Annotated in this window: 20 protein-coding genes; 10 read left to right on the forward strand and 10 right to left on the reverse strand. The window is 60.6% G+C overall.

What is annotated here, in order from left to right; translation table 11 throughout:
• Window positions 1-26: 26 nt before the first annotated feature.
• Window positions 27-1,550 (reverse strand): glucose-6-phosphate dehydrogenase, encoded by a 1,524-nt coding sequence (zwf, locus tag DKB71_RS18115; protein ID WP_408596346.1) that lies wholly within the window; start codon window positions 1,548-1,550, stop codon window positions 27-29.
• Window positions 1,547-2,527 (reverse strand): phosphogluconate dehydrogenase (NAD(+)-dependent, decarboxylating), encoded by a 981-nt coding sequence (gnd, locus tag DKB71_RS18120; protein WP_323607871.1) that lies wholly within the window; start codon window positions 2,525-2,527, stop codon window positions 1,547-1,549. Before gnd ends, zwf begins: the two co-directional genes overlap by 4 nt.
• Window positions 2,528-2,799: 272 nt before the next feature.
• Here gnd and DKB71_RS18125 point away from each other — a divergent pair, with 272 nt between their 5' ends.
• The 4 genes from DKB71_RS18125 (at window position 2,800) to DKB71_RS18140 (ending at window position 7,707) form a co-directional block, all read left to right on the forward strand.
• Window positions 2,800-2,976: a DUF6026 family protein gene (locus DKB71_RS18125; protein ID WP_274075861.1), complete on the forward strand. Its 177-nt coding sequence runs from the start codon at window positions 2,800-2,802 to the stop codon at window positions 2,974-2,976.
• A gap of 198 nt (window positions 2,977-3,174) precedes the next feature.
• Window positions 3,175-4,908: a phosphoethanolamine transferase CptA gene (locus DKB71_RS18130; RefSeq protein ID WP_408596349.1), complete on the forward strand. Its 1,734-nt coding sequence runs from the start codon at window positions 3,175-3,177 to the stop codon at window positions 4,906-4,908.
• A 233-nt stretch (window positions 4,909-5,141) separates the two neighbouring features.
• The gene (locus tag DKB71_RS18135) at window positions 5,142-7,382 is read left to right on the forward strand and encodes a TonB-dependent siderophore receptor (RefSeq protein ID WP_408596351.1); all 2,241 of its coding nucleotides are present in this window, start codon (window positions 5,142-5,144) and stop codon (window positions 7,380-7,382) included.
• Between the two features lie 106 nt (window positions 7,383-7,488).
• Window positions 7,489-7,707, forward strand: a complete 219-nt coding sequence (locus DKB71_RS18140; protein WP_408596352.1) for a hypothetical protein — start codon at window positions 7,489-7,491, stop codon at window positions 7,705-7,707.
• A gap of 144 nt (window positions 7,708-7,851) precedes the next feature.
• On the opposite strand, the gene DKB71_RS18145 is transcribed toward DKB71_RS18140, so the two are convergent.
• The 3 genes from DKB71_RS18145 to zapE all read right to left on the reverse strand — a co-directional run bounded on the left by DKB71_RS18145 (window position 7,852) and on the right by zapE (window position 10,207).
• Window positions 7,852-8,343 (reverse strand): GNAT family N-acetyltransferase, encoded by a 492-nt coding sequence (locus tag DKB71_RS18145; RefSeq protein WP_274075865.1) that lies wholly within the window; start codon window positions 8,341-8,343, stop codon window positions 7,852-7,854.
• 145 nt (window positions 8,344-8,488) lie between these two features.
• A complete protein-coding gene (locus tag DKB71_RS18150) occupies window positions 8,489-9,070 on the reverse strand; it encodes a DinB family protein (RefSeq protein WP_408596355.1) in 582 nt (193 codons plus the stop codon).
• Window positions 9,071-9,088: 18 nt separating this feature from the next.
• On the reverse strand, window positions 9,089-10,207 hold the full coding sequence (zapE, locus tag DKB71_RS18155) for a cell division protein ZapE (RefSeq protein WP_408596357.1): 1,119 nt from the start codon (window positions 10,205-10,207) through the stop codon (window positions 9,089-9,091).
• 167 nt (window positions 10,208-10,374) lie between these two features.
• On the opposite strand from zapE, the gene DKB71_RS18160 reads away from it, so the two are divergent.
• Complete coding sequence (locus tag DKB71_RS18160; protein WP_323628674.1) at window positions 10,375-11,427, forward strand: aldo/keto reductase; 1,053 nt, start codon at window positions 10,375-10,377, stop codon at window positions 11,425-11,427.
• Between the two features lie 110 nt (window positions 11,428-11,537).
• Here DKB71_RS18160 and speB read toward each other — a convergent pair whose 3' ends face one another.
• Both speB and DKB71_RS18170 read right to left on the reverse strand, forming a co-directional pair.
• Window positions 11,538-12,497, reverse strand: coding sequence for an agmatinase (gene speB / locus DKB71_RS18165; RefSeq protein ID WP_408596359.1), 960 nt, complete (start codon window positions 12,495-12,497; stop codon window positions 11,538-11,540).
• A gap of 13 nt (window positions 12,498-12,510) precedes the next feature.
• Entirely contained in the window at window positions 12,511-13,602 is a 1,092-nt protein-coding gene (locus DKB71_RS18170) for an extracellular solute-binding protein (RefSeq protein ID WP_408596361.1), read from the reverse strand.
• 101 nt (window positions 13,603-13,703) lie between these two features.
• Here DKB71_RS18170 and DKB71_RS18175 point away from each other — a divergent pair, with 101 nt between their 5' ends.
• Both DKB71_RS18175 and DKB71_RS18180 read left to right on the forward strand, forming a co-directional pair.
• On the forward strand, window positions 13,704-14,597 hold the full coding sequence (locus DKB71_RS18175) for a LysR family transcriptional regulator (protein ID WP_408596363.1): 894 nt from the start codon (window positions 13,704-13,706) through the stop codon (window positions 14,595-14,597).
• Between the two features lie 206 nt (window positions 14,598-14,803).
• Window positions 14,804-16,261 carry a nucleobase:cation symporter-2 family protein gene (locus DKB71_RS18180; RefSeq protein WP_408596365.1) on the forward strand — a complete coding sequence of 486 codons (1,458 nt, stop codon included), beginning with the start codon at window positions 14,804-14,806 and terminating at the stop codon, window positions 16,259-16,261.
• Between the two features lie 109 nt (window positions 16,262-16,370).
• Here the strand turns inward: DKB71_RS18180 and DKB71_RS18185 are convergent, their stop codons facing one another.
• Window positions 16,371-17,294, reverse strand: coding sequence for a carbon-nitrogen hydrolase family protein (locus DKB71_RS18185; RefSeq protein ID WP_408601125.1), 924 nt, complete (start codon window positions 17,292-17,294; stop codon window positions 16,371-16,373).
• A gap of 85 nt (window positions 17,295-17,379) precedes the next feature.
• Between DKB71_RS18185 and DKB71_RS18190 the strand changes: the two genes are divergently transcribed.
• Window positions 17,380-18,288: a LysR family transcriptional regulator gene (locus DKB71_RS18190; RefSeq protein ID WP_408596367.1), complete on the forward strand. Its 909-nt coding sequence runs from the start codon at window positions 17,380-17,382 to the stop codon at window positions 18,286-18,288.
• A 103-nt stretch (window positions 18,289-18,391) separates the two neighbouring features.
• Here the strand turns inward: DKB71_RS18190 and DKB71_RS18195 are convergent, their stop codons facing one another.
• Window positions 18,392-18,643, reverse strand: coding sequence for a hypothetical protein (locus tag DKB71_RS18195; protein ID WP_008061409.1), 252 nt, complete (start codon window positions 18,641-18,643; stop codon window positions 18,392-18,394).
• Window positions 18,644-18,806: 163 nt separating this feature from the next.
• On the opposite strand from DKB71_RS18195, the gene DKB71_RS18200 reads away from it, so the two are divergent.
• Window positions 18,807-19,124 (forward strand): DUF883 family protein, encoded by a 318-nt coding sequence (locus DKB71_RS18200; RefSeq protein WP_323628668.1) that lies wholly within the window; start codon window positions 18,807-18,809, stop codon window positions 19,122-19,124.
• Window positions 19,125-19,240: 116 nt separating this feature from the next.
• On the opposite strand, the gene DKB71_RS18205 is transcribed toward DKB71_RS18200, so the two are convergent.
• Window positions 19,241-20,281 carry an Ldh family oxidoreductase gene (locus DKB71_RS18205; protein WP_408596370.1) on the reverse strand — a complete coding sequence of 347 codons (1,041 nt, stop codon included), beginning with the start codon at window positions 20,279-20,281 and terminating at the stop codon, window positions 19,241-19,243.
• Window positions 20,282-20,504: 223 nt separating this feature from the next.
• Here DKB71_RS18205 and DKB71_RS18210 point away from each other — a divergent pair, with 223 nt between their 5' ends.
• Window positions 20,505-25,316 (forward strand): dermonecrotic toxin domain-containing protein, encoded by a 4,812-nt coding sequence (locus tag DKB71_RS18210; RefSeq protein ID WP_408596372.1) that lies wholly within the window; start codon window positions 20,505-20,507, stop codon window positions 25,314-25,316.
• Window positions 25,317-25,427 lie beyond the last annotated feature (111 nt).

A 25,427-nucleotide genomic window follows, 5' to 3' on the forward strand; every position in this document is an offset into this window, starting at 1 on the left:
AGCCTGCGGCAGCTCCTACAGGTCACTCAGCCAAGGCCGTGCCAGACGCGTCCGTCGCGGGTCAGCAGTTCTTCGGCGGCCTCGGGGCCGTTTTCACCCGCGGCATAGCCCTGCACGCTGGCATCCTGTTGCCAGGCATCGAGGAAAGGCTGTACGGCACGCCAGCCGTTCTCGATGTTGTCGGCGCGCTGGAACAGCGTCTGGTCGCCGGTCAGGCAGTCGTAGATCAGCGTTTCATAGCCGGTGGACGGCTGCATTTCGAAGAAGTCCTTGTAGGCAAACCCCAGTTCGATGTTGTCCATCTTCAGCGCCTGGCCAGGCCGCTTGGCCAGCAGGTCGAACCACATGCCTTCGTTGGGCTGGATCTGGATTCGCAGATAGGTCGGCGCCAGCTCATCGACTTCGGTATCACGGAACTGCGCATAAGGTGCCGGCTTGAAGCAGATGACGATCTCGGTGTCGCGCACGCTCATGCGCTTGCCGGTGCGCAGGTAGAACGGCACGCCGACCCAGCGCCAGTTGTCGATCATGACCTTGAGGGCGACATAGGTTTCGGTGTTGCTGTCGGGTGCCACCTTGTCTTCCTGGCGATAACCAGGCAGTGGTTTGCCATCGACTTCGCCAGCCGTGTATTGGCCGCGAACCGAATTGGCCCGGGCCTCTTCCACCGACCAGGGACGAATCGCGCCGACCACCTTGGCCTTCTCGCCGCGCACCGCATCGGCACCAAAGGCCGCCGGTGGCTCCATGGCCACCATTGCCAGCAACTGGAACAGGTGATTGGGCACCATGTCCCGCAGGGCGCCGGTGTGTTCGTAGAAACTGCCACGGGTTTCCACGCCGACGGTTTCGGCCGCGGTGATCTGTACGTGGTCGATGTAATGGTTGTTCCAGAACGCTTCGAACAGGCTGTTGGAGAACCGGCTGACCAGGATGTTCTGCACGGTCTCCTTGCCCAGATAGTGATCGATGCGATAGATCTGCTTTTCCGTCATGACCTTGAGCAGGCAGGCGTTCAAGGCCTCGGCGGTTTGCAGGTCGGAACCGAAGGGTTTTTCGATCACCACCCTGCGAAACGCCTCGGGGCTTTCTTCGAGCAAGCCGGACGCGCCGAGACGGCGCACCACTTCACTGAAAAAGCGTGGCGCGGTGGCCAGGTAGAACACCGCGTTGCCTGTGCCGCTGTCGGCGATTTTCGCCGCCAGCGCTTGATAAGTGCTGTCGTCCAGGAAGTCGCCCTGGACGTAGCTGATGCCTTTGGCGAGTTTGGCCCACACGAACGGGTCAAGGGACTGATCGCCCTTGCCGACTTTGGCGGCCACCTCGCTGCGGATGAAGTCTTCGAGTTTTTTTGCGAAGCCTTCATCGCTGATGGCGTTGTGGTCAACGCCGATGATCCGCAGGCCATCCCCGAGTAAACCGTCGCGCTTGAGGTTGTACAGCGCCGGCATCAGCAGGCGCTTGACCAGATCACCGTGGGCGCCGAACAGGAACAGCGTGGTGGGTGGCGCGGGTTCAGTCTTGGATTTCCTGCGGATCCCATGGGTCATTTTTTCGCAGTCTCCTTGTGGCCACCGAAGCCGAAGCGCTGGGCGGAAAGAATCTTGTCACCAAAGGTGCCCTGGCCGCGCGAGCGGTAGCGGGAGAACAGCGAGTTCGACAGCACGGGCACCGGTACCGCCTGTTCCATGGCGGCTTCGATGGTCCACTGACCTTCGCCGCTGTCCGCTACGGAACCGGAATAACCGTCGAGCTTCGAATCGCTGGCCAGGGCATCGGCGGTCAGGTCCAGCAGCCACGAGGACACCACGCTGCCACGACGCCAGACTTCGGCAATATCGGCAACGTTCAGGTCGAAACGCTGGTCTGGCGGCAGGATGTCGCTGGACTTGGTTTTCAGGATGTCGAAGCCTTCGGCAAAGGCCTGCATCATGCCGTACTCGATACCGTTGTGGATCATCTTGACGAAATGCCCGGCACCGGCGGGACCGGCGTGGATGTAGCCGTGCTCGGCACGATCGTCATCGGACTTGCGGTCCTTGGTGCGCGGAATGTCACCCATGCCCGGCGCCAGGGTCTTGAACAGCGGATCAAGACGCGTCACGGTCTCGGCATCGCCGCCGATCATCATGCAATAGCCGCGTTCCAGGCCCCAGACGCCGCCGGAGGTGCCGACGTCGATGTAGTGCAGGCCTTTTTCCGCGAGGGTTTTCGCCCGGCGGATGTCGTCCTTATAGAAGGTGTTGCCGCCGTCGATGATGGTATCGCCGGCTTCGAGCAAGGTGCTCAGGGTGTTGATGGTGTCTTCGGTCGGTGCGCCTGCCGGCAGCATGACCCACACCGCTCGTGGTTTGGCCAGGCCAGCGACCAGGGCCGGCAAATCGGCGACGCCGGTGGCGCCATCGCTGCTCAAATTATCGACGAAGGCGGTATTGCGGTCGTACACAACGGTGGTATGTCCGTTGAGCATCAGGCGCCGCGCAATATTGCCGCCCATGCGGCCCAGTCCAATAATCCCGAGTTGCATGTGCTGATGCTCCCTACTACAAATAAAAGTGTGTCAAAGGTTATAGCCCAACGCGACTCATGAGGTTAGTCCAGAGCGTTGGCATGAAGTTTCCGGGCATTGTGCCCGATCCTGATGGATAACGTCAGGAATCGTGCCGAAGACACAACGACCATGAAAAATAAAAAAGTTCCCTTCGTGGGCAAAAGAAATCAAAATTGGCGCCGATAGTAGATCAGCCACCGATTCTGGCGGCAGACCTACAGTTGAGATAGCCATTTGCGAGGTGAGCAATGGGCACAGTACACAACGCACTGCCAGCACAAACCCTTTACGTCACTATCCGTCGCGAGGAATTGCGTCAGTTGAAAGACGAGCGCGACCAGTTGAAACAGGAGCTGGCGCAATTGCGCTTGCTGGTCCAGGGCCAACAGCCCTTGCCCCTCCCCCAGCGGGCACCTCACGCCTGATCCCCCTGGCCTGATCCGGAAGCAGCATTGCACTGCTTCCGACACGCCATATCCCCCTTTACCTTCGGCAACTCACGAAATTTTCACATCCGCCTATTGATACTCCGGCGCAATGTGCGCCGCCTGGACTGTGCGCGGCCGCCCCTTTTCGGCGTCTGCGGGACTGGGTGGTGCTGTGATTACTGGCTGGAGCGTTGAATGACTTGGTTTAAACGCAGCGATTCGTCTGCGAAAGGTTTCGATTGGGCAGGACTTCTCTGGCTGTTCCTGTTCTTCTGGTATTTTTCCGGCATCACCCAACTGTTGATCCAGCTGACCGGCACCTCCGGTTTCACCGGCTTTCGCCAGGCGTTCGTGATGAGTGCCATCTGGCTGGCGCCGATGCTGTTGTTCCCCCGTCAGACACGAGTGATGGCCGCGGTCATCGGCGTGGTGCTGTGGGCGGGCTCGATGGCCAGCCTCGGTTACTTCTTCATCTATCAGCAGGAATTCTCGCAAAGCGTCATCTTCATCATGTTCGAATCGAACGTGTCTGAAGCGGGCGAATACATGACCCAGTATTTTGCCTGGTGGATGGTCCCGGCCTTCCTCGCGCACACCGCGGTCGGCTACTTCCTGTGGACACGCCTGCGCCCGGTGTACCTGCCCCGCACCAAGGCACTGGTGGCAGCAACCGCCATTCTGGTTGCCGTGGTCGGTTATCCCCTGGTCAAACAAACCCTGCGTACCGGCAGCTTCGCCGAGGGCTTCGAGAAATTCGAAACCCGCATCGAGCCGGCGGTGCCATGGCAAATGGCAGTGGCTTATCACCGCTACCTCGACACCCTGGCCAACATGCAGCAGATGCTTCATAGCGCGAGCAAGGTGGCGCCGCTGCACAACTTCAAGGATGCGACGGCCAACCAGCCCGCTACGCTGGTGCTGGTGATCGGCGAGTCGACCAACCGTCAGCGCATGAGCCTGTACGGCTACCCTCGGCAAACCACGCCGGAGCTGGACAAGCTCAAGGATCAACTGACGGTCTTCGATAACGTCATCACGCCGCGCCCGTACACCATCGAGGCGTTGCAACAGGTGCTGACCTTCGCGGACGAAGAAAACCCTGAGCTGTACCTGTCCACGCCGTCGTTGGTCGCCATGATGAAACAGGCCGGCTACAAGACGTTCTGGATCACCAACCAGCAGACCATGACCAAGCGCAACACCATGCTCACGACCTTCTCCGAGCAGGCCGACGAACAGGTGTACCTAAACAACAACCGCAACCAGAATGCCGCCCAGTACGACGGCGACGTGATCGAGCCGTTCAACAAGGCCCTGGCCGACGCGGCACCGCGCAAATTGATCGTGGTGCATCTGCTCGGCACGCACATGAGCTACCAGTACCGCTACCCTTCGACTTTCGACAAGTTCAAGGACCGCAATGGCGTTCCGGCCGGCGTGCGTGACGATCAACTGCCAACGTACAACAGCTATGACAACGCCGTGCTGTACAACGACTTCGTGGTCTCGAGCCTGATCAAGGACTACGCCAAGTCGGACCCGAACGGCTTCCTGTTCTACCTCTCCGACCACGGTGAAGACGTGTTCGACTCCCCCGGCCATGGCACCCTGGGACGCAACGAGAGCAAACCGACGGCGCCGATGTACACCATCCCGTTCATGGCGTGGGCCTCGCCAAAATGGCGCGAAAGCCACGACTGGAACTTCGCCGCTGACCTGGGGCGGCCGTACAGCAGTTCGCACCTGATCCATACCTGGGCAGACCTGGCAGGCCTGAGCTTCGATGAACTCGATCGCAGCAAGAGCGTGGTCAGCGACAGCTTCAAGCCACGGCCCTTGCTGATCGGCAACCCTTACGAGCGTCAGCAGCGGCCGTTGATTGACTTCAGCCTGATCAAGCCAAAAGCGCCTGAAGTCGTGCAAAACTAGCCCATTCAACGCCGTTCAAACCTGTGGGAGCGGGCTTGCTCGCGAAAGCGGAGTGTCAGTCGACATCAATGTTGAATGACACTCAGCTTTCGCGAGCAAGCCCGCTCCCACAGTTGTTTTTGTTGTAGGAAATATCTACTAATAATAATTATTCTCGTTTACCCCTAAATCCCTCCCTCCTCCTTCGTCCTTGAATCAACGGATTTTTCCCTCACGACAAGGAGTCGGCCGCGATGTTCGCGCCTATCACCCGTTCCATGACTTTTACCCTTGGCCTGTGCGGCGCCGCACTGAGCCCGGACCTGCTCGCTGAAACCGAGACCGAGAAAGCGCCTTCGGCGCCAACCCTCATGCTCGGTGCGACCAACGTCACCGCCCAGAGCCTGGGCAGCACCACCGAAAATACCGACTCGTACACCACAGGTTCCATGAGCACGGCCACCCGGCTACCCCTGTCGATCAAGGAAACACCGCAATCGGTTTCCGTGGTCACGCGCCAGCAAATGGATGATTTCAAACTCGGCAGCCTGTCCGAAGCCATGAGCCAGACCACCGGCATCGTGGTCCAGCACAACGACTCGGACCGGGTCAGCTATTCCTCGCGCGGCTACTCGATCAATAATTTCCAGGTCGATGGCATGTTGAATACCTTCAGCTACATGAAGTCCGATTCCGACACCATCATCTACGACCGCATCGAAGTGGTACGCGGTGCAACGGGCTTGACCACCGGCGCGGGCGATCCTTCGGCCACCATCAACATGGTGCGCAAGCGACCGACTGCACAATGGGAAGCCAAGAGCGGTGTCAGCGGCGGCAGCTATGACGACTACTACAGCTACCTGGACGTCGGCGGTCCGCTGGCCTTCGACGGACGACTGCGCGGTCGTGGGGTGGTGGCCTACCGCGACAGCGATTCCTACCGGGACAAATACCAGCAGCAACGGGAAGTCGGGTACGGGGTGCTTGAGGCCGACCTGACCGACGACACCCTGCTGGCAGTGGGTTACGACTATCAGAACAAGCACGTGCAAGGCACGTCCTGGGGCACGGTGCCGTACTGGAATGCCGACGGCAGCAAAGCCAATCTGGGACGCTCGACCAACATGGCGACGTCCTGGAGTTCCTGGCCGCTCAAGGACAAGACCGCGTTCGCCAACCTCGATCACCAGCTCGGTGGCGGATGGCAGTTCAAGGCCGCCTACACCCACCGCGAAAGTGACACCGACGGCAAGATCTACTATGCCGGCGGCGGCTTCCCCGAGGCGGACCGCAGCGGCATGATCGCCAACGTCAGTCACATGATCGGCACGCAAAAAATGAAGGCCTATGACTTCAACCTGTCCGGCCCCTACACGCTGTTGGGGCGCGATCACGAAATGATGGTGGGTTATGGCGAGGCCGAGCGCCGCGAGGATTCGCCTTACACGGTGGATGGCCCAAGAGCCGCCGATTATGAAAATGTCCCTGACTGGAAATACATGGGCAACATCGGCAAATTCCCCGACACCGTGACCAGCCTGACCGGCTCGAAAGACTATACCCGGCAGAAAGCCGGCTACCTGGCCACGCGCCTGAACCTCACCGATGAACTGCACGCCGTCCTCGGCAGCCGCTACGGCAGCTGGAAAACCTCGACCACCACCAACAGCTACGACGCCAACCTGCAACTGAGCGGCGTCGATCACAGCAGCCAGCAACAAAATGACATGTGGACGCCCTACGCCGGACTGCTGTACGACCTCACGCCGCAGTACACCGCCTATGTCAGCTACACCGACATTTTCAAACCGCAAACCAACCGCGACAGCAGTCGTAAATACCTCGAACCGGTGGTGGGCAGCAACTATGAACTGGGCCTCAAGGGCAGCCTGCTGGAAGAGCGCCTGAACCTGGCGACCGCGCTGTTCTGGAGCAAGCAGGACAACGTCGCGGAACTGGACGACTCGGTGCCACCGGATCCGGTGACCGGCGAGGAGTTCTACACATCCAGCGGCAAAGGCAACAAGGTGCAAGGCTTCGAAGCCGAGCTGTCAGGCGAAGTCATGGCGGGTTGGAACATGACCGCCGGGTACACCTACACCCATTCGGTCGACGGTGAAAAACAACGGATCAACACGGTTCAGCCGTTGAACATGCTGCGATTTTCCACGGCCTGGCACCTGCCCGGCGAGTGGCAGGCGCTGACAGTGGGGGCTGCGGTGAACTGGCAGAGCGACGTGTACCGCAGCGCCAGTCGCCCGGTCGGGCGCCGCGCCGATGGCAGCTTTATCACCGAGCGCACGGACATTCAGCAGGAGGCCTACACCGTGGTCAACCTGATGTCGCGCTACGAATTCGACCGGCACCTGTCCGCCTCGTTGAACGTCAACAATCTGTTCGACAAGAAGTACTACGACAACGTCGGCTTCTACAACGGTGTGTATTGGGGCGACCCGCGCACGGTGACCTTGAGCCTCGACTGGAAGCTCTAGAGGTATTAATTCCCATTTAACGGAATCGGCGGATAATGACCGTTCGACTTTGATTCATCGACTCATGGACGAACGGCATCCGACATCTGTAAGTGGGAGGCACACCATGAAAAGATCCAACTTGATCCTCGCGGTACTGATGACCTTGGGCTCCGCCAGCGCCTTTGCCGAAGGCGGGGCCGAACGCATGCGCTACTACTACGAAACCCTGCACTACAACCAGCAAGTGGCGCTAGGCAACATCACGCCAGACCAGGCGAAAGAGTTACGGGTACCGGACGATCAAACCGCGCAAATGACCGAGTCCTACCGGCCAAAAGATTAACCTCTGACTGCCGCATTTCTGTAGGAGCAAGCTTGCTCGCGATGGTCGTTAACGATAACGCGTGTTGACTGACTAAACGCGGAGCTCTCTAGCCCATCGCGAGCAAGCTCGCTCCTACAGTTACAGGTACAGGTACAGTCAGGATTACAGCGGCTTGATCCAGAACATCATGCGCCCATGCGCCGGATCGAACTCGCCCGGGGCAAAGCCGAACTTGCCGTAGGACGCCTGCGCCACCGCATTGCCTTCCAGCACCTCCAGGGTGATCTTGCAGCAGCCGCGCTGACGGGCAATGTCCTCGACTTTGTCAAGCATCCGCTGGCTCAGTCCCAGGCCGCGAAACTTGGGTACCACCGCCACGTCGTGCACGTTGACCAATGGCCGGCAGGCAAAGGTCGAAAACCCTTCGAAGCAATTGACCAGCCCGGCCGGCTCGCCGCCGACAAAGGCCAGCACGCTGAACGCATGGGGGCGCTTGGCCAACTCAGCCGGCAGATGCTCCAGCACAGTGGCCGGAAGGGAGTGACCACCGCCCATTGGATCTTCGGCGTAACTGTTCAACACCAGGCCAATCGCCTCGGCATGCACTGGGTTGGTGTAGCTGGCTTGAAGCACAAGAATTTCTGCGGAATCCATTTCCATCCTCGATGACTTGCCCCAGTACGTTGTTCGCGCTGGAAGGCCTGGGGAACATATCGCGAGCGGCGTTGTGGCTTCAAGACCTTAAGATCAAAAGATCGCCGCCTTTGTAGGAGCTGCCGAAGGCTGCGATCTTTTGATCTTAATGTCCCCAGATCAGTGCTTCAGTCCACCCCAGCTCGGCAAAATCCTCAGCCCTTAACGAAGACTCCCCGGCACAAAAAAACTCGTCCAGCTGCGGCGGCTTGACCGAAGTACCACTGAGCATCGCGTGAACCTGCCCGCGATGATGGAGCTGGTGCTCGAACAGATGCGACAGCAGGCGCAGGCGGCTGTCGTATTGCGGGGTGTCCCGGGCGATGGTCACGATCTTGCCCAGGTCCACATCGCGCATCTGCTCGCAGTAGGCGATCAAGCGTCGGTCGACCTGGGCCTGTTCGCGCTTGAGCTCGTGCGCTTGGGTAACCGGCTCGTCGTCCTTGAAGAACACATGACAATCAGGATGGGGATCATCACCGCGCAGCTCGCGCTCCAGGGCATCCACGTAGAACCAGTCGCAGGTCAGGATGTGGTTGAGGGTGGCGCGCAGACTGGGAAAGAAATTGACCCGCGGCGCCGCCAGCTCATCCTCGCTCAACTGGCACCAGGCCTTGGCCAGTCGGTGATTGGCCCAGGCATTCTGATAAGCCATGGTCAAAAAATGATGCGACAGAGGTTGATTCATCTTCACGCCTCCTGGATTTCACGCCTCGGCGAAACGTTGCAACTGCATCTCCTGCAAGCGACTGAGGGTGCGGCGGAACGGAAATTCCAGGTAGCCCTCGGTGTAGAGCGAGTCCATGGGCACCTGGGCTTCGAGGTACAGCGGCACCTTGCGGTCGTAGCACTCGTCCACCAGCGCGATGAAACGCCGCACACCGTCGTCGTGCACCGACAATTGCGGCAACTCACGATCCCCGGCCTCCACCCGCACGGCACCGTCTTCAGTTCCCCGGGCAATGCGCCCGGCACGTTTTTGCGCGCTGAGGTTGGGCACGTCGCTTAAAAGAATAGCGCTGAAGCGGTCGCACAGGGCCATGAAATCCATCGCGGCAAATGGCTGCTCACAGAGGTCAGCGTAGCGGCACCAGAGCACACCCTGGCTGGCCTGCACCACCGGCAGCGTACGATAACCGACCTTGATCGGCTCGTTGGAAACCCCTTGGCCAACCGTCAGCATCCGGAAAACCTCAGCCAGCGCGCTGGGCTGACCGGGCTCGGTGACCCAGTAACGTTGCAAGCCCTGCCCCGGGTGCAGGCGATGATCTTCGCCACCGTCCACCGCGATCACCTGCATGTGCCGTTTGATCGCGGCGATGGCCGGCATGAAGCGGTCGCGGTTGAAGCCGTCGGCGTACAACTGGTCCGGGGGCAGGTTGGAGGTGCAGACCACCACCACGCCCTGTTCGAACATCACCTGGAACAAGCGCCCGAGAATGATCGCGTCACCGATGTCATTGACGAACAACTCGTCAAAACACAGCACGCGCACCTCTTCGCTCAGCTCGCGAGCCAAGGCCTGCAACGGATCGGCGGTACCGGTCAGCTGAAATGAACGTTGGTGCACCCAACCCATGAAATGATGAAAGTGCTGCCGCCGGGCCGGCACCCGCAGGTGTTGGTAGAACTGGTCCATCAACCAGGTCTTGCCCCGCCCGACCGGGCCCCAGAGGTAGACGCCCATGATCGGCTTGCGGCCTTCATGCAGCGCTTCATGGCACTTTTGCAAGGCCCAGACGGCATGTTCCTGGGCCTCGTCCTGGACGAAACCCTTCTGTTCGATCGCGTGCTGCCAGGCACTGAGGGGAGAGTCGACATTCATGCGCGGCAGTATGCCATCCGTCGACGCTGGCTTCTGTGAAATATCGCGCCGGGCTTGCGCAATTGGACCCGGGAAAAAGTGTCTTGACGGATTATATGATTGGCATCATATTTAATAAATGACGTACAACATTTAACCAAACAGGCGTGTCCTCAGGAGTCCTCCCCATGCATTACAAAGTTTTCGGCCGTAAAACCGGCTTGCGGGTTTCCGAACTGGCCCTGGGTGCCGGCAACTTTGGCACCGGCTGGGGCCATGGTGCCGAGCGCGAAGAAGCCAAGGGCATTTTTGATGGCTACCTGGCGGCCGGCGGCAATTTCATCGACACCGCCAACGGCTACCAGGCTGGTCAGTCGGAAGCCATGCTCAGCGAATTCATCGCCGCGGAACGCGATCGCCTGGTCATCGCCACTAAATACACGCTGGGCACCACGCCGGACGCTGGCATTTCCCACACCGGCAACAACCGCAAGAACATGGTTCGCGCCGTGGAGGAGAGCCTGAAACGACTGAAGACCGATCACATCGATCTGTTCTGGGCGCACATGAGCGACGGCGTGACGCCGATGGAAGAGATCCTGCGTGGTTTCGACGACCTGGTCCGCGCTGGCAAGATCCATTACGCCGGGCTGTCGAACTTCCCGGCGTGGCGCATCGCCCGTGCCGACCTGCTGGCCGAGGTGCGCGGTTTCGCCCCGATTGCGGCGATCCAGGTCGAGTACAGCCTGGCCGAACGCACCGCCGAACGTGAACAACTGCCCATGGCCGAAGCCCTGGGTTTGGCCGCAACGCTATGGTCGCCATTGGGCGGCGGCTTCCTTACCGGCAAGTACCGCACTGGCGATGGCGATAACCGCGCGAGCAAACTGGGGATGCTGGTTCACGCCGAGAAAAGCGCCCGGGAAACCGCCCTGCTCGACACCCTGCTGGCCGTCGCGGAGGAACTGGGTGTGAGCCCGACCCACGTGGCCATCGCCTGGCTGCGCGAACAAGCCAGGCGCTCGACCACGACACTGATTCCGATCCTGGGCTCGCGTACCCGTGAACAGCTGGATGCGACACTGGGGGCCTTGAATGTGCAACTGGATGCCGAGCAGTTGTCGCGGCTCGATGGTGTCAGCGATGTGCCAAAAGGCGTGCCTCATGAATCCATTAGCGGGTCGTTTGCGCGGTTCACCGGGGGTGTGACCCTGGATCTGCCGAAAATCCCGGTCGCCTGACCCCGTTACCTGTAGGAGCTGGCTTGCCAGCGAAGAGGGCCTGTCTGACACCACGATGTTGACTGTGGCGCCGCCTTCGCTGGCAAGCCAGCTCCTACAAGGGGAGCGTGTTACCGGTCGACCTTATGTTTGGCCGCATACAGGCACAGCATCTCCATCGCCAGCGTCGCCGCCGCCAATGAAGTGATGTCGGCATTGTCATAGACCGGCGCTACTTCCACCACGTCCATGCCCACCAGGTTGATTCCGCGCAGACCGCCAAGGATTTCCAGCGCCTGCACCGTGCTCAACCCACCGCACACCGGTGTTCCAGTACCCGGCGCGAATGCCGGATCGAGGCAATCGATGTCGAACGTCAGGTACACCGGGTTGTCACCGACCCTTGTGCGAATCGCTTCGACGATCGCATCGACGCCACGCCGATGAACTTGCCGCGCGTCCAGCACCTGGAAGCCCTGATGATCGTCGTTGGTGGTGCGCAAGCCGATCTGCACCGAACGCGACGGATCGACCAGCCCTTCCTTGGCCGCATGCCAGAACATGGTGCCGTGGTCGATACGCTTGCCCTCCTCGTCCGGCCAGGTATCGCTGTGGGCGTCGAAGTGAATCAGCGACAGCGCACCGTGCTTGCGCGCATGGGCCTTGAGCAGCGGATAGGTGATGAAGTGATCGCCGCCGAAGGTCAGCATCGCACTGCCAGCATTGAGGATGTGCTCGCCGTGGGCTTCGATGCATTCGGGTGTCGACTGCGGCGACCCGTAATCGAAGTCGCAATCGCCGAAGTCGACCACCGCCAGATGATCGAAGGGGTCGAAGGTCCACGGCCAGTGGCGCTCCCAGGCAATCCCGGTGGAAGCGGCGCGGATCCCCCGTGGGCCGAAGCGGGCGCCGGGGCGGTTGCTGGTGGCGGTGTCGAACGGCACGCCGCTGACCGCTACGTCGACGCCGCGCAGGTCGCGGCTGTAGCGTCGACGCATGAAACTGGTGATGCCGGCGTAGGTACTTTCGGCGGCGGTGCCATAAAGGCTGTCACGGGTGATGGCCTGATCGTTGTGCACGGGGACGTCCATTGGAGGCTCCTTGTTATTGGCGGCTACGGAAAGTGGTCCACACGCGGGTCCGCTGGCGCATGTCCTTGAGGCTCATGCTGCGGTCGGCGTACAGGCGCCCGCGGATGTCGGCGGGTGGATAGATGTCCGGGTCGGTGCGCACCGCCTCGTCGACCATAGGCGTCGCGGCCTGGTTGGCGGTGGCGAAGAACAGGGTATTGGTCAGCGCGGCGACGGATTCGGGACGCAACATGAATTCGATGAACTGGCGTGCTGCCTCGGGGTGCGGCGCGTCCTTGGGGATCGCCAGGTTGTCCTGCCACACCAGGGTGCCCTCCTTGGGGATCCGATAGGCGATTTCATAGGGTTTGCCGGCCTTGCGCGCCTGATCGGCGGCCATGCTCGCGTCGCCGTTGTAGGCCAGGGCCAGGCACACGCTGCCATTGGCCAGGTCGTTGATCTGCCGGCCGCTGGCGACGTACAGCACCGAAGGCTGCAATTGCTGTAACAGCGCTTGCGCCGCGTCGAGGTCCTTCTTGTCTGTGCTGTAGGGATCCTTGCCCAGATAGTGCAAGGCCAGGCCGATCACCTCCTGCGGCGAATCGATGATCGCGATGCCGCAGTCCTTGAGCTTGCTCGCGTATTCGGGTTTGAACAGCAGGTCGAGGCTGTTGAGGGGCACGTTCGGCAGGCGTTGCCGCACCGCCTGGACATTCATCCCCAACCCCAAGGTGCCCCAGGTATAAGGCACGCCATATTGGTTGCCCGGATCAACCGCAGCGAGTTTTTCCAGCAGGTCCGGATCAAGGTTGGCGTAGCCCTTCAGGCCTTCGTGGGGAATGGCCTGCAACGCACCCGCCGCCAGGCCGCGGGCCAGGACACTGGACGACGGCACCACCACGTCATAGCCGCTGCCGCCGGTGAGCAGTCTGGTTTCCAGCACTTCCGGCGCATCGAAGGTGTCGTAGCGCACGTGAATACCGGTTTCCCGTTCAAAGCGCTGCAGGGTTTCGGGGGCCACGTAGTCGGCCCAACTGTAGAGGTTGACCACCTTGTCCTCCGCCTCGGCCGCGGCGGCCATGGCAAGGAACAGCGCGGGGATACACATCTTGAACACGGGAGCCATGACGATCACCTGACCGGGGGAAGTGGCTGCAGGATGCGTCCTCGGTTACATTGGTAAAATATAAAGATTATTACGCTGACATTATCCCGGAGTAATGTTTGATGCTCGGTCAATTGCATGATCTGGACCTGCAACTGCTGCGCCTGTTTGTCAGCGTCGTGGAATGCGGCGGCTTCAGCGCCGCCCAGGGTGAGCTGGGCTTGAGCCAGTCGAGCATCAGCCAGCAAATGGCCAAGCTGGAAACCCGCCTCGGCTATCGCTTGTGCAGCCGTGGCAAGGGCGGATTTCGCATCACGCCCAAGGGCGAACAACTGCTCATCGCGACGCGCGGCCTGTTCCAGTCCATCGAAGCGTTCCGTCATCAATCCAACGGTGTGGCCGGGCGCCTGATCGGCGAGGTGCGCCTGGGGGTGTCCGAAGCGCTGGATCAATCGGTGCTGCAGCGAGTGGCCGAGGCGATCCGGCGCTTTCGCGAGCGTGACGAATCGGTGCGCATCGAGTTGATGAGCGCCATGCCCGGCGACATGGAGCGATTGCTGCTGCAGCAGCGGCTGGACCTGGCCATCGGGTATTTCTCGCAGATCCAGGGCGCGTTTGACTACCACCAGCTGTTCAGCGAGACCCAGCACCTGTACTGCGCCCTGGGCCATCCGCTGTTCACCGATGAGGCGCCGGATGATGACGCACTGCAGGCCTGCGATCGGGTCGATCACCCCTACCGTTTCCTGCGCAGCGACGAACCCTTTCAAGGAAAGCTGTGTTCGGCGCGTGCGGAGCAGGTCGAAGGCACCCTCGCCTTTATTCTGTCCGGCAAGCACATCGGCTACCTGCCCAGTCACTTTGCCCGCAGCTGGGAAGACAAGGGTTTGCTGCGGCCGGTGCGTCGCGCTGGCTTGAGTTTCGAGGTGGCGTTTCATCTGGCTCGCCATCGAGCCCAGGTGCCGGGGGATGCGCAGAAAGCGTTCGAAGAGGATTTGCTCGCAGCGTTTTCGTAAATACCCACGTCCCTGTGGGAGCGGGCTTGCTCGCGAAGGCTGTGTGTCAGTCGATGTATATGTTTGATGACACGCCGCCTTCGCGAGCAAGCCCGCTCCCACAGGGATTGTGTTGGGTATGAGGCTCATCGCTCGCCACAAAATAGTCTTTCTGGCATCCTGCGCCTCCATTTTCTGACCCGGCCCCGCCTCCCGGCACGCAAACCATGACTTCCCCAGAAAAAACCCCGCGCCACAATGACCTGATCTACGGCCTCGACGACCGCCCGCACCTCACCGCCACGGTGTTCGCCGCCCTGCAACACGTGCTCGCCAGCTTCGTCGGCATCATCACCCCAACGCTGATCATGGGCAGTGCCCTGGGCTTGCAGAGTGAAATCCCCTACCTGATCAGCATGGCGCTGTTCGTCTCCGGCCTCGGCACTTTCGTCCAGGCGCGGCGTTTCGGCCCGGTCGGTTCGGGGCTGTTGTGCCTGCAAGGCACCAGTTTCTCGTTCATCAGCGTGATCCTCAGTGCCGGTTTCATGGTCAAGGCCCGGGGCGGCGGCACCGATGAAATCCTCTCGACGATCTTCGGCGTGTGCTTCTTTGCCGCCTTCATCGAAGTGGTCTTGAGCCAGTTCATCGGCAGGCTGCGGATGCTGATCACCCCGGTCGTGACGGGCACCATCATCACCCTGATGGGCCTGTCGTTGATCAAGGTCGCCATGACCGACATCGCCGGCGGCTTCGGCGCCCCCGACCTCGGCGCGGCCAGTCACCTGGGCCTGGCGGCACTGGTGCTGGGCACCATCGTGGTGTTGAACCGGGTGGACGTGCCGTTCCTGCGCCTGGGCGCGATCGTCATCGGCCTGACCCTCGGCTACGTCGTCGCCTGGCTGCTGGGCCACGTCGATTTCGCCAGCCTGCCCGCCGTGCCGCTGATGAGCGTGCCGGTACCGTTCAAGTATGGTTTTTCCTTCGACTGGGTGGCGTTCGTCCCGGTCGCGGTGATTTTCCTGGTGTCGCCGCTGGAAGCAGCCGGTGACCTGACCGCCAACTCGATGATTTCCCGGCAACCGGTCAAGGGCCCGGTGTACATTCGCAGGATCAAGTCCGGTCTGTTGGCCGACGGCCTCAACTCGGCCATGGCCGCAGTGTTCAACAGCATGCCAATGGTGACCTTCGCGCAGAACAACGGGGTGATCCAGTTGACTGGCGTGGCCAGTCGTTACGTGGCGTTTTTCATTGCCGGCCTGCTGGTCATACTGGGGCTGTTCCCGATGATCGGCGCGGTGCTGCAGCTGATGCCCAAGCCGGTGCTGGGCGGTGCCGAGCTCGTGATGTTCGGCACCGTCGCCGTGGCCGGGATCAAGATCCTCGCCGAAGCCGGACTGCATCGACGCAACATGCTGATCGTGGCGATTTCCATCGGCATGGGCCTGGGTGTGGCGGCGGTACCGGAGGTGTTGCGCGAGCTGCCCAAGGCGCTGCACAACATTTTCGAATCGCCGATCACTGTCGGTGCACTGTGCGCCATCGTGCTGAATATCTTCCTGCCTGAAGAATTCATCGAACTGGAAGAAGACGATTTCGATCCGGAAGCCTCGATTCTCCAGGTCATGGAGAACCCCGACGTGCCGACCAGGCTTGAACCCGCAGCAAAGGCAGCTGCCGCACAGTAGACCACCAAGGTTTCAGGGCTGGACCGCTGATGGCACAGCCCTTCTACAAACAGGAACGCCTCCATGCGCAGCGCGGATCCCCGTGGGAGAGAGCTCGCTCCCACAGTGGTCATGTGGTGAAACGAACACCGGGTTTGGCCCGCTCATCCACCGTCAATTCGAACACATCCGGACGCGCATAGTGACCGACTACGTCATAGTCGTATCGGGCGCGGATCAGGTCATCGGTGTCAATTTCAGCGCAAAGCAGACCAGGCCCATCCCGTAGCGGTCCGGCCAGGATATCCCCCATCGGCCCGATGATCACGCTGCCACCGGCAATCAACGGCCGGTCCGCCGGCCAGTTGGCGATCTCCAGCCCCAGGGCTTGCGGCGAATCCTGGACCTGGCATGCGCTGACCACGAAGCAGCACCCCTCGTGGGCAATATGGCGCATGCTCACCTGCCACATCTCCCGCTCATCCACGGTCGGCGCGCACCACACCTCCACGCCTTTGGCGTACATTGCGGTGCGCAGCAGCGGCATCATGTTTTCCCAACACACCAGCGCGCCGATCCGTCCGACCTGGCTGTCGAGCACCGGCAGGGTGGAACCGTCGCCCATGCCCCAGATCAGCCGTTCGGTGCCGGTCGGCATCAGCTTGCGGTGTTTGGCGAGCAATCCGGCCTGGGGGTCGAAATACAGCGCGGTGCAATACAAGGTACTGCCGGCGCGCTCGATCACGCCGATCACCAGGTTGGCCCCGGTGCGCGCCGACAGCCCCGCCAGTGCTTCGGTCTCGACGCCAGGCACATCGATGGCGTTGGCGAAATAGCGGGCAAAGGCCTCGCGTCCCTGGGGCAAGCGATAACCCAGTTGAGTGCCGAACCCCTCGCCCTTGGGATAACCGCCCAAGAGTGCTTCGGGCATGACCACCAGCGCGGCGCCGGCTTCGACGATCGCCCTTTCAAACGACAGGATCAGTTCCAGGGTGTCGGCCTTGCCACCGGGCAAGGCACCGATCTGCAGGGCGGCAACGATTGACTTGGGCATTTGCGGTGACTCCGTTGGCATCAGGTGTTGCTCATTCTCGGCCGACATCGGATCATCAATAAAGAGCAACTCACTGCTGAATGATATGAACCACATGAATATCGCCTCCCTCGATCTCAATCTGCTCAAAGTCTTCGAAGCCCTGCATGAAGAATCCAGTGCCAGCCGCGCGGCAGTGCGCCTGGGGGTGACGCAATCGGCTGTCAGCGCAGCTTTACGGCGTTTGCGTGAGGTGTATGGCGATCAGTTATTCGTGCGCACCGGTCGCGGCCTGGCACCCACGCTTAAGGCCAACCAGTTGAAGCCGGTGCTCAGTGAGGCCCTGAACAAATGCCGGCAGAGCCTGGCGATGGTCGATCCGATGGCCAACCATTTCGAAGGCCGCTCCGTGACCCTGGGGCTTTCGGATGATTTCGAGATCGCCTACGGCCGGCGCCTGATCGAGGAAATTGCCCGGTGCGCGCCCGGACTGAGGCTGATTTTTCGCCAGACCCACAGCCAGATCGTCGCCCAGGCCCTGATGGAACGCAGTATCGACCTGGCGATCACCGCCGGCGGCTTTGCCGAGCGTCTGCTCAGCCGACAGGTGTTGGGTGAGGGAGATTATTTGTGTCTGGTCGACCCGATCAGTCTGACCGAGGGACAACAGGCCATCAGCCTCGAGGAGTTCGTCGCCCGTGAGCACATTCTGGTGTCGTCGGGCGGCTTTATCGGGATCACCGATGAAGGGCTGGCGGCGCTGGGCCTGAGTCGACGGGTCTGCGCCTCCACCACCCACTTTGCGGCGTTGCCGCACCTGCTCAAGGGCAGCCAGGCGGTGGCGACCATCCCGGCGCACGCGGCCAGGAGCATCGCGGCACTCAGCGGCCTGGCACTGCTGCCCTGCCCCCTGGTGTTGCCGCGCTATCCGATCGAAATGGGCTGGCGGACTGGTGCCCAGCTGGATCCGGTGGTCATGAAAGTGCGCGAAGCGATTGTTGCCTGCTTCCTGTAGGAGCCGGCTTGCCGGCGAAGGCGGCTTTGAAAAGTGCATCGCACATTCGGGCCTCTTCGCTGGCAAGCCAGCTCCTACAGTGAATTGGGTACGGCCGTTGAGATTATTTGGCCGCCATCAGCCGATTGACTTCGCTGCGCACCATGTTCGAAAACTCCGGCGGCGACATGCCGTCCAGTTCGGCGCGGACCCACTCGGCCCACTTGCCCTTGCGCTTGGCGCGTTCGCCGAACAGGCGCGCGGCTTCGCCCTTGGCTTTGCCCAGATTGTTTTGCCAAAGCTCGAACAGACGGGATTTCTCGTCTTCCAGGGCGGCGCGCTCGGCGAGGGGTTTGTCGGCCAGATTGAAACTCATGGGATTTTTCCTGCTGCGTAAATAGGCGACATCTTACACTGTAGGAAGAATCGCCCTGCTCTGGTTTTTCTGGCGGATCTAGCGAACAGGCAAAATCCCTGCAACTTTTTCCAGTGCCAGACACTCCATTGTTCACTGTCCAATCACCGCAAGGAGTACTTCAATGGCCCGCAAAACCGCCCTGCAAGCCGCCGAAGATCAAATCAAGGATCAAGCCTTCAGCGAGCTGCAGTCGCTGATCGAAGAATCTGAAAAACTGCTCAAGAGCAGTGCCTCACTGGTCGGTGAGGAAGCCGAAACCCTGCGTGGGCAAATCGCCCAGAAACTGCAACAGGCCCGGGACTCGGTCACCAGCGTCCGGCAGCGGGCCATCCCGGCGGTCGATGCCACCGAAAGCTACATCGGTGGTCACCCGTGGCAAACCGTGGCGGTTTCCGCCGGTTTCGGGCTGGTGGTCGGCCTGCTACTGTCTCGCCGCTAATACGCTTTATGTAGGAGCTGCCGAAGGCTGCGATCTTTTGCTCTTGATTTTCGGCGCATCTGAAGCCGCCAAAAGATCGCAGCCTGCGGCAGCTCCTACAGTAACCGGGCCAAGCCTCAGTGACCGGCCAGCTCCCGCAGGTGCGCCAGCTCCGAGGCCTCCAGCGCAATGCCCTCGACCTGGGACCTGGCACGCTGAGTGTGGCGCCGATCCCCCGGCAAGCGCTTGAGCCCCACGCCATGCATCTGCCGCACCAGCTCCTGGCTGCGTTCGGCAAAGCCCTGCCCCGCCGCCTTGCTCGGATCGATCACGATCAGCAACTGGCCAGTCCACGGCGTCTTGGCACCGGGATGGCTTTTCCAGTCGAACTCGAAGGAAAAATTACCCCCGGTCAAGGCCGCCGCCAACAACTCCACCATCATCGACAGCGCTGAACCCTTGTGCCCGCCGAACGGCAGCAAGGCACCGCCTTCGAGAATCGCCTTGGGGTCCTGGGTCGGTTGACCGAGGCTGTCGACGCCCATGCCCGGCGGCAAACGTTCGCCCTTGCGCGCGGCAATCTGCACATCGCCATGGGCAATGGCGCTGGTGGCCAGGTCGAAGACGATCGGATCGCCGTCGGCTCGCGGGGCGGCGAAGGCAATCGGGTTGGTGCCGAACAGCGGCCGATCGGCGCCATCGGGCACCACGCACGTCATGCTGTTGACCACGCTGAGCGCGACCAAACCTTCATAGGCGAAGGGCTCGACGTCCGGCCACAAGGCCGCGAAGTGATGGGAGTTACGGATCGCCAGCACCGCGATGCCGGCGCTGCGAGCCTTCTCCACCAGCAGCGGGCGCGCGGCCGCCAGGGCCGGTTGGGCAAACCCGTTACCGGCGTCGACCCGGACAAACCCGCTCGCCACATCCTCGACCACCGGAACGGCCTGGCCATTGACCCAACCGCTTTGCAGGGTCGAGACATAACCGGGAATGCGGAACACGCCATGGCTGTGGGCACCATCGCGTTCGGCGCCGGCGCAGTTTTGCGCCAGCACCCGGGCGACGTCGCCAGAGGTGCCATGACGCAGGAAGATCTGCTCAAGCAATGCCGTCAGCTGGTCGAGGGACAGGTTTTGCGAGGCAACAGTAGATACAGGATCGTGTGGCGCGGACATCTGAAGCTCCAGACTAATTATTTTTTGGAGGGGGCAACAGCGTAGCTAGACCGCCGATTAACAACGCGCCACCAGTGACCTGTCAACCTTTCCATAGCAGGCATCTGCACGAATCCCCTGGCCCCGTGCGTTAACTATCTACCACCCGCGCCACAGCACCGACTTTTAGTCTCGACACTCAAACCCTATGCGCCCGCAGCCGCGCCCTATTTGAGATTCGACGATGCCTACACCTAGCGTCCCACTGCTTTTTCCCGAAGCCTTGAAGTCCCCCGGGTTCTGGGTCGACCTGGGCAAAACCCATGGACTTACGCAAAAGGATTTCGAATGGTTCAGTCACCTGGAACTGGCCACCCAGTCCTCGCGCAGTCAACAGCGCCCGCCGATGCTCGCCGAAAGTATCCTGCTGACTATCAAAGGTCATGCCCCGACACCCTTGGCCGGCAGTTTCGTGCTGAGCGACACCCCGGACGATAAAGGGCTGATTCTCTACACGCCCTATGGCGGCATCAGGAAGCTCGACAGTCGCGAAACCTTGATCGAGGAGCTCGAAAAACAACTGAACCCCGCGACCGAAGACGACGATCTGCTCGTGTTCATGTCGCTGGCCCGGCGCAAGACACTCGCAGCAACCAGGCACATTGAAGTGAGCTTCGAGACCATCGACGGCGACGTGTTTGAGCATCAGCGAAACGCCCTCACCGCAAACCAGGGGCTGAATGATCAAGCCTTGCTCGACGAATTAAGTGAACTGCCGACACTCGAATCGCTGCTCGACACCCTTCTCGATGAGCTGCTGGGTTCATCGTTTCCGGGGTTGGAGCAGAGTCAGACCCGGGTCAACTTTTACGCCACCTCTCCCACCGAGCAAGACAATCCACCTGTACGGCGCTGGCTCCAATCCATGTCTTTGAGTGCCGCAGTGCTGTCGTACTACCGCGACCAGCGGTGGCCTGCGGGGCAGGAGCCTGAATTTTTCCACCCCAAAAGAACGCCACAGGGTAACGACCAGCAACACTGGGAAACTGCCGTCAAAACCGCTTCCGGCAAACTCATCAGCCTGCTTTCGCGGCAGGTCGAGCGCTTTTGGAGTGGCGGCAGCGCCGACGGTGCGACGCGTCGCGAGTTTTTCGCCCGAGCCATTCGCGAACAGGCGCGTGCAGATATTGTGCTCAAGCGCGAAGCCGAAATCATCACTGCGCAACAAAGCACCGCCTTGCACACACTGATTCAACCGGCTGCCGGCACGGCCCGCAGCCCAACGCTGGAGACCGTGCGACTGTGGGAATACCAGGCCAATTACGTAGAACTGGCGGGGTCGCTGATGATCAGCCACGCCAACGCCTACCTCTACACCCCGACTCAAGGGCTGCAGGTGTTGGCAGATTACAAGGACTTGAAAGACACCTTGCTGAGTAAGTTCAAAGCCAGCGGTCACGAGGACGAAATCTACGGCCTCCTGAGCCTGGAGGAGCGTAACCGCTTTATCGGCTTCAATCAGCCGCAAGTCACCGGAGAAGTGGTGTCCGGGGCAATATTCACGACGCTGTTCGAAGCGATCATTCGTAAACAGCTGCAAAACCTGGAATACGTCCTGCAAGTGTTTCGTCACAGCGACGGCACCGTCGACATCCATGCCTTGTTCGACAAGGCGCTGGATATACGCGCCATGATCAGCGAGCGCTTACTCGCACTGGAGGCCAATGGGCGCTGGAGTACCCGGCCGGTGTTAACGGGCTCCCAGCAACCGTCCACGGTGTTGGCGGATAAAGCCGCTGCCTTCGAAAAAACCTTCAACGACGTTGAATCGGCGATCAAGACGGAGTTTGCGGCGCAACCGCTGACCTCGCAGGCGGTGCAGCAGACCTACCTTGCGAACATGAAACCCCGGTTGGCCCACGCTCTTTCTGTGGGTCTTCGCGGGGAAGCCAATCTGCGAGTGATCAATTCAACGCTCCGCAAAGCCGACCGGGCGATCGTCGATACGGTATTCAACCCTGATCAGCCTGAGCGGAAAAACCGCCGCGCGCTCAATGGATTCCGGCCCGATGCCTACAAACTGGTCCTGGAATGCTCCGGCGAAAAAAACGTCCTGCCGCTGGCCAATTGCGTCGTGCTGACCGAGCGTGGCGGACTCGACCCCCAGCATTCGGGGCGGGCCATTTTGTGGACACCGGCCGAGGGACTGGAAGTCTTCAACCATGTCAGCGACTTGAAACGGGTGCTGAACCAGCGCTTGCTCGACCCTCTGCAACGCTTGGCATTGCTGGAAAACCTCACGCCCACCCAACGTAAATTCCATCGACGTTACTCACTCGGGTCACTGCGGCTGATTGAAGGCAATGTCCTGCACGAGCTGGCGCAATCGTCCATTGAGCGTTTTTTGGCAGGCTGCGAATACGTTCGCTCGCAAACACTGACATCGGCGCAACAGGTCACCGCGCTCGAGCAGTTGGCACAAACGGTCAGCGATACCAATTTGCACAGGGCCGCAGCCATCGCCCGGGCCATCAACCACCAGCAATCCTTGCCGGCGTGGCTGGGCATGGCCGGCGTCGACGAACAGCAATTGCACATCGAACTGCTGGAGCAATACCGCCACAACGTCACCGACGACAAGGATTACCTGCACGGGCTGCCAACCCTGCGCACCTTTGTACATGGTCGATTGAAATCGTTGCTCGGTAGCCGATTCCCCACTGCAGTACTGGACCCCGACAACATCGCGATCACTCCCAACCTGGCCCTGGCTGGCCCCTCCCGAACCCTGACCGAGTTTGCCTTGAACCATGTCAGCGTTGCTCAAGGCACCGGGTTCACAATTACGTCAAGTGAACGGGAGCCGCTTCCTCAAGGCCTGGACCAAAGTGCCATCCGCCAACTTTTGTTGTCACTCGACGTCCAGACAGCCTTTGCCAAACAAGTGACAGGCAAGCTCCTGGAAGACAGCGACGAAGCCGCTACCCGCAAGCAACGTTTCATGCTTCAACTGCCCTGGCAATTGATGCAGCATGCCCATGCACTGCACCTTCAACAGCGGCTGTCTTCCACGGCGTTCGATTTGATCCGGCAAGTGCTGGATATGCCAGACAGCCTGGCCCGCGCATCGGTGCAAGGAGCTCACGCCCTCGTTCGGCCGCTGGAATTGATCAAGACCGCCGGTGGCAACGCCACTGCAACCCTGGGGCTGTACCTGATCGGCCCCGGCCCCGGGCAGGAAGGCCCGCAAGTGTTGTATACGCCTTACCATTCAGGCTCGGTGTTCACCGAGTTCGAGAATGAGGCGAGCCTGGTCTCGGCGTTCTGTAAAATCGGACCGCTACAGGACCTGCTGATTCGCCGCCTTCCGGAGGATCAGCGAACGCTGTTCAGCAACTTGCTCCAGGACACCGTCGGGCAACCCAGCGAGATCACCCTCGCGTCCTCCCCGCTCGAAGGCAACCTGCTGGCGCAGCTATTTACCGACAACGTCACGCTGCTATCGCACCTGCTTGGCAGTCAGTCCGAAATCACCGCTCAGGCGGAATGGGAGGCGGCGAAAAACCTGTTCAGCAAGGGCATCAAACTGGTCGCGGGCCTGTTACCCGGCAAACTCGCCTATGGGCCGTTCCTGTGGCATAGCTACAAGCACTTCAAGGATTCCGCCGAAGCCTTGCAGGAGCACCACTGGAAACAGGCGCTGCAGGAGTTCATTGCCGGCGCCGTGCAAATGGTCTCGCTGGGGCGCTTGTCGCTGCACGCCTCGACCGAGGCCGTGCCCGCCACGGTGGAAACAGAACCTGTGAAGACCGATCTGGCCTCTGCGCAGTGGTCACAATTAAAGCCGACCGCACCGGCACGCACCTTGCTGCAACCCTTCGAAGCCACGACCGTGGCATTGAAGGATCTGGTTAAAAACCAGGCGGATGGCACCTACGATGATTCCATCGGCAAACTTCGCTATGCGGCGATCGCCGGGAAGGTTTATCGCGTCGCCAAACCCGGCGCCGTCTGGCGCATCACCAAGACCCTGGTAGACGGCCCTGCGCTGCGCAGTACGCCGAGCGAGAAACTCGTCATCGATCCGGACCGGCATACCGTGCACTACGGCAAGGCCGTGTCGAAGATGATCAACGAATACACGTCAAGCCGTGAAGTCAGCCGAATCCTGAACATCGAAGCCGTCGGCATGGAGCAGATCCGGGCTCGTCACCCGGCAAAAGCCAGTCAAATCGTGAAGGCCATCGATTTGGCCCGTTATTACGCCTTCAACAGCTTGCACAATCTCGCGCAGGCCCGGCATCTTGTTAAGGGCACCCGGCTGGACGGTTTATTCAAAATCGTCTTTGATGTCAAAGACGTCGATACCGACCTGCTCGACAAGATAAAAAAGGCGATCACGCCGATCTGCACGGCACTTGTCGACCCGGATGATGACTTGATGAACACCGAACGCTTTGTCGTCGGCTCCACCAAAGACCCGCAGGACGTGTTGATCGCCTTCGTGATCGACGAGGATTCACGCAGACATGTGCATTTCACCCAGCGGTTTTTCGATCAACAACTCGGCCAATACAAGGCTTGCCTGACCGAACCCTTCGATGTCGACGGACATGCACAGGCCGCCACTCTGATTCATGAATTCTCGCACGCCATTACACAAAGCGCAGATATTGCCTATCTTGAAGCGAGGCGCCCCTTCAGCGACCTGATCAGCTCGATCACCAGCTTTGGCGCCTCTTTGAAAACCCGGCAGGAACGCTATCAACGAGAAGCGCTGTCCCTGGCGACCCCGAGGGAAGAACTCTTCGCCCGCTGGAGCAACGAGTTGCAGGAATGGATCAGCCTGGACTCGATTCCCGGCGCCGAAAACGCGGGCAAGGCCATCCTGAAGATTACTGGCTGCAAGAAAATGGCAGACGCTCGAAGCGCCTTCAGGAACCCGGTCAACGCGGATCTGCGCATCGACACCATTTTGCGCAACGCCGACTCGATTGCGTATCTGATCTGCCAAATGGGTCGACAACTCGATCCCGTGCCCGTATCCACCCCCTGAACGCCATAAAAATGCGCAGAACCTTAGTTTTGCGCATTGCGCTTGTCCGGGTCCGAATCGAAAATAATTACACTTTGATGGGTAATTGCCATGATCGATGTTTCTCGCAGA

This window comes from Pseudomonas sp. PLMAX (assembly GCF_046042685.1).
Lineage (GTDB): Bacteria > Pseudomonadota > Gammaproteobacteria > Pseudomonadales > Pseudomonadaceae > Aquipseudomonas > Aquipseudomonas putida_AE.

Bases quoted from the DNA above. Each gene is read 5' to 3' on its own strand.
- DKB71_RS18125 (WP_274075861.1), top strand. From the start codon at position 2,800: ATGGGCACAGTACACAACGCACTGCCAGCACAAACCCTTTACGTCACT.
- DKB71_RS18195 (WP_008061409.1), bottom strand. From the start codon at position 18,643: ATGAGTTTCAATCTGGCCGACAAACCCCTCGCCGAGCGCGCCGCCCTG.
- DKB71_RS18185 (WP_408601125.1), bottom strand. From the start codon at position 17,294: ATGCCCAAGTCAATCGTTGCCGCCCTGCAGATCGGTGCCTTGCCCGGT.
- zwf (WP_408596346.1), bottom strand. From the start codon at position 1,550: ATGACCCATGGGATCCGCAGGAAATCCAAGACTGAACCCGCGCCACCC.
- gnd (WP_323607871.1), bottom strand. From the start codon at position 2,527: ATGCAACTCGGGATTATTGGACTGGGCCGCATGGGCGGCAATATTGCG.
- DKB71_RS18135 (WP_408596351.1), top strand. From the start codon at position 5,142: ATGTTCGCGCCTATCACCCGTTCCATGACTTTTACCCTTGGCCTGTGC.
- speB (WP_408596359.1), bottom strand. From the start codon at position 12,497: ATGGACGTCCCCGTGCACAACGATCAGGCCATCACCCGTGACAGCCTT.
- DKB71_RS18145 (WP_274075865.1), bottom strand. From the start codon at position 8,343: ATGGATTCCGCAGAAATTCTTGTGCTTCAAGCCAGCTACACCAACCCA.
- DKB71_RS18140 (WP_408596352.1), top strand. From the start codon at position 7,489: ATGAAAAGATCCAACTTGATCCTCGCGGTACTGATGACCTTGGGCTCC.
- DKB71_RS18175 (WP_408596363.1), top strand. From the start codon at position 13,704: ATGCTCGGTCAATTGCATGATCTGGACCTGCAACTGCTGCGCCTGTTT.
- zapE (WP_408596357.1), bottom strand. From the start codon at position 10,207: ATGAATGTCGACTCTCCCCTCAGTGCCTGGCAGCACGCGATCGAACAG.
- DKB71_RS18200 (WP_323628668.1), top strand. From the start codon at position 18,807: ATGGCCCGCAAAACCGCCCTGCAAGCCGCCGAAGATCAAATCAAGGAT.
- DKB71_RS18180 (WP_408596365.1), top strand. From the start codon at position 14,804: ATGACTTCCCCAGAAAAAACCCCGCGCCACAATGACCTGATCTACGGC.
- DKB71_RS18130 (WP_408596349.1), top strand. From the start codon at position 3,175: ATGACTTGGTTTAAACGCAGCGATTCGTCTGCGAAAGGTTTCGATTGG.
- DKB71_RS18205 (WP_408596370.1), bottom strand. From the start codon at position 20,281: ATGTCCGCGCCACACGATCCTGTATCTACTGTTGCCTCGCAAAACCTG.
- DKB71_RS18190 (WP_408596367.1), top strand. From the start codon at position 17,380: ATGAACCACATGAATATCGCCTCCCTCGATCTCAATCTGCTCAAAGTC.
- DKB71_RS18170 (WP_408596361.1), bottom strand. From the start codon at position 13,602: ATGGCTCCCGTGTTCAAGATGTGTATCCCCGCGCTGTTCCTTGCCATG.
- DKB71_RS18210 (WP_408596372.1), top strand. From the start codon at position 20,505: ATGCCTACACCTAGCGTCCCACTGCTTTTTCCCGAAGCCTTGAAGTCC.
- DKB71_RS18160 (WP_323628674.1), top strand. From the start codon at position 10,375: ATGCATTACAAAGTTTTCGGCCGTAAAACCGGCTTGCGGGTTTCCGAA.
- DKB71_RS18150 (WP_408596355.1), bottom strand. From the start codon at position 9,070: ATGAATCAACCTCTGTCGCATCATTTTTTGACCATGGCTTATCAGAAT.